Origin of the sequence: Neptunitalea chrysea, assembly GCF_027924145.1 — a bacterium.
Classification (GTDB): domain Bacteria; phylum Bacteroidota; class Bacteroidia; order Flavobacteriales; family Flavobacteriaceae; genus Neptunitalea; species Neptunitalea chrysea.
The window spans coordinates 1-3,271 of record NZ_BRVP01000047.1 but is presented as its reverse complement, the minus strand read 5'-3'; the positions used below and the strand labels follow the sequence as shown (position 1 = coordinate 3,271).

4 protein-coding genes are annotated in these 3,271 nt (G+C 32.2%); 1 reads left to right on the top strand and 3 read right to left on the bottom strand.

Annotated features, from left to right (window positions below):
• Window positions 1-59: 59 nt before the first annotated feature.
• Window positions 60-968 carry a DUF8428 domain-containing protein gene (locus tag NBRC110019_RS16575; protein ID WP_281756584.1) on the bottom strand — a complete coding sequence of 303 codons (909 nt, stop codon included), beginning with the start codon at window positions 966-968 and terminating at the stop codon, window positions 60-62.
• Window positions 969-1,137: 169 nt separating this feature from the next.
• On the opposite strand from NBRC110019_RS16575, the gene NBRC110019_RS16570 reads away from it, so the two are divergent.
• A complete protein-coding gene (locus NBRC110019_RS16570; protein ID WP_281756583.1) occupies window positions 1,138-2,157 on the top strand; it encodes an arginase family protein in 1,020 nt (339 codons plus the stop codon).
• 2 nt (window positions 2,158-2,159) lie between these two features.
• Here the strand turns inward: NBRC110019_RS16570 and NBRC110019_RS16565 are convergent, their stop codons facing one another.
• Both NBRC110019_RS16565 and murQ read right to left on the bottom strand, forming a co-directional pair.
• On the bottom strand, window positions 2,160-2,393 hold the full coding sequence (locus NBRC110019_RS16565) for a DUF6095 family protein (protein ID WP_281756582.1): 234 nt from the start codon (window positions 2,391-2,393) through the stop codon (window positions 2,160-2,162).
• Window positions 2,383-3,195 carry an N-acetylmuramic acid 6-phosphate etherase gene (gene murQ / locus NBRC110019_RS16560; RefSeq protein WP_281756581.1) on the bottom strand — a complete coding sequence of 271 codons (813 nt, stop codon included), beginning with the start codon at window positions 3,193-3,195 and terminating at the stop codon, window positions 2,383-2,385. The genes NBRC110019_RS16565 and murQ overlap by 11 nt, the downstream gene beginning before the upstream one ends.
• Window positions 3,196-3,271: the final 76 nt, after the last annotated feature.

Sequence of the window (3,271 nt, the reverse complement as noted above, 5' to 3'; positions counted from 1 at the left end):
TTATATAAAAAAAGAGCCGTGTTTAACACGGCTCTTTTTTTATAATAATATGTCTTTTCTTATTTTAAAGAGAATGAACTTTTTCCAAGTTCATCTAATTGATCATTGTAAAGGGTAATAACATATTTACCTTTTGCAAAGTCATCTCCAGATTTTTGAATGTACTCACATACATCTAAAGCATTTTTTTCATAAAAGAACTCAGAAGTTTTAGTGTAGGTAATCTCTTTACCTTCTACCATAGCTGAGGTGTCATCCCCTAAAACAGTACTTCCTGGTCCTTCAACCTTAATAAAGAAAGTCTTATCTCCTTCTTCTGCAATTTTGTTAGGAGAAACAGTAAAACAAACTTTAATTCTGTCTGCTCTTCTAGCTTTATCAGTAGAAATCATTTTTCCACTCTTTCTAACCTTAACAGCATCAATAGTTAAATCAGATAAAGTTAAAGCAGATCCTAAAGCAAGTCTATCTTTTTGAGCAGAGTTGATAGTTTTTAATGAATCGCTTAACTTATTTAAAGTGCCTAAAGTGGTATTCAGATTAGCGTTTACATTTTGAAGTGTATCATACTTAGCTCGTAAGGCTTGGTATTCTTTTTGCAATTCTTCTAACTCTTGCTCGTGTTGTTTTAATTTTTTTCGTGTAGAATAATATCTAGAGGCTGTTAATTTATATAATTGCAACGAATCGATATATAAAGAAATTTCAGATTGAGCATCTCTCCAACGCCCTTCAAACTCTCTACTAGTAGAATCAGACTCTTCTAATCTTTCAGTGTAATACTCGCTAAGTTCTGTAAATTCATTAATTAATGAATCATTTTTAAAAGTAAGCTCTATTTCACTTTCTTTATTTTTAGTATAATTGGTGTACGTGTAGATGCTAAGTCCCAATAAGCCAACAGCTAATACAATTATTGCAGCAATAGCAATATTGTTATTTTTCTTTTCAGTTTTGTTGTCAGTCATGTTAAATTTTTTAGAATGATTACTAAGTAAGTTTAAGAGGGTGAAATTACTAAATTTATTAACACAAATTAAGAAACAAATTTTGAATCTTTAACAAAATGATAATAGATTTTGTAATACCAAGCAAAAATAAAATCTCTTAAGTTTGTAAAGCTAATATAATATTCTGATGAATAAACTCAAAACGTATAATTTTCCTAAAATAGATTCTTTTATAAGACATAGAGAAGGAGAAATAAAACTTGGAGAAAAAGTTGATTACATAAATGATAACGAAACTATCGAAAGTCAGTTAGAATTATCAAAGGCTAAATTTGTAGTGCTTGGAATTCCTGAAAACTTTGGGATTAAAGCCGGATTAGGTGTTCGAAATGCTTCGTATACTTGGGAAGCAAGTTTAAAGGCTTTATTGAATGTGCAGAATAATAAGTTTAATAAAGGGAAAAAACTGTTGATTTTAGGTCATTTAGATTTTTCTGAAGAAGAAAAAAAAGCGGTAACTATTGATACAGAAACGGATGCGGGAATTAAAGAGTTAAAAGGTATTGTAGATGGTATAGATAAGGAAGTAACCTTCTGGATTCAAAAAATAGTAGGGTATGGTAAAACTCCTATAATTATTGGAGGCGGACAAAATAATGCTTATGGTATTATTAAGGGATGTGCTTTAGCGCTTAATAAGCCATTAAATGTGATTAACTTTGATGCGCACTCCGATTTATTAAAAATGAACGGTAGACACAGTGGAAATGCATTCTCATATACGCTTAAAGAAGGTTTTTTAAAGAAATACTATATGTTTGGTTTGCAGGAGAATCATATCCCTAAGTATGTAGTAAATACCATTAAGAATAATAAAGAGTATATAAAGTATACCACTTTTGAAGAATTATTTATACGTAGAGAGAAGGGAATGGAGTTTGAGTTGAACAGGGCTTATGATTTTGTAAAAACAGCTCCGTTTGGTGTAGAGGTAGATTGCGATGCAATGACTAACTTTCCTGCAGATGCTACTAGCTTAAATGGTTTTACACCAAGAGAGATTAGACGATCTGTGGTTCAGTTTAGCAAGAGTTCTAATACAACGTATTTACATATTTCAGAGGCTACACCTGATATTTCAGACAAATATGAATTACAGCGTGTAGGAACTTTTATATCATGTTTAATTACCGATTTTATACGATAGGTTTATTTTTTATCGGAATCATTAAACAAGCCATTTACAATTAATTGCAATCCTTTGAAAGCGAAAAATACACCTAAAACACAAACTGTAATACCTAGTATTAAAACCGGGTAAAACAAGGGTTTATCCTGGTTTTTAAAACTAGAGTGAATAATTATAGGACCAGTAAAAATAGGAATTATTGTGAGCGATAAACGAACCACTCCTTTTTGTATAAGTTCACGATTAGCGGCCATATGATTCTATTGCTTTACGTACGTTTTTATGTTCTTTTAAAAGGGCAGAGGCTTCGTCCTTAGAAATAGGAAGTGCATCCATAATCATACGGATACCTCTGTCTACTAATTTATCATTGCTTAATTGCATATCTACCATCTTGTTACCTTTTACATGTCCTAATTGAATCATGGTAGCAGTAGATAACATATTAAGGACTAATTTTTGTGCAGTTCCTGCTTTCATACGAGAGCTTCCTGTAACAAATTCTGATCCCACGATAACTTCTACAGGAAATTGTGCAGTGGTGGCTAAAGGACTCCCTGCATTACAGGTAATACAACCTGTTATAATATTGTTTTCATTACATTTTTCAAGTGCTGCTATTACATAAGGTGTAGTTCCTGAAGCTGCAATACCTACTACCGCATCTTTATTTGAGATATTATTGGCTTTTAAATCTTCCCAACCTTGGGTGGTACTGTCTTCTGAAAATTCTACGGCTTTTCTTATAGCCGTGTCTCCACCTGCGATTAAACCGATTACTTTATCATAAGAAACTCCAAATGTAGGAGGGCATTCAGAGGCATCTACAACTCCTAACCTACCACTAGTTCCTGCCCCCATATAGAATAATCTTCCACCAGTAGATAACTTGGTAATTATTTGTTGGGTAAGAATCTCTATTTGCGGTAGTGCTCTTTCTACAGCTAACGGAACAGTTTTGTCTTCATTATTAATATTCGTTAATAACTCAGATACGCTCATTTTTTCTAGGTTATTGTACTTAGAGTCTTTTTCAGTAGTTCTTTCGTATTGCATGTGGCAAAATTACAATTATAGATGGGGATAAAACAAAAAAAGCAACTGATATTTCAGTTGCTTTAATATATAGCCT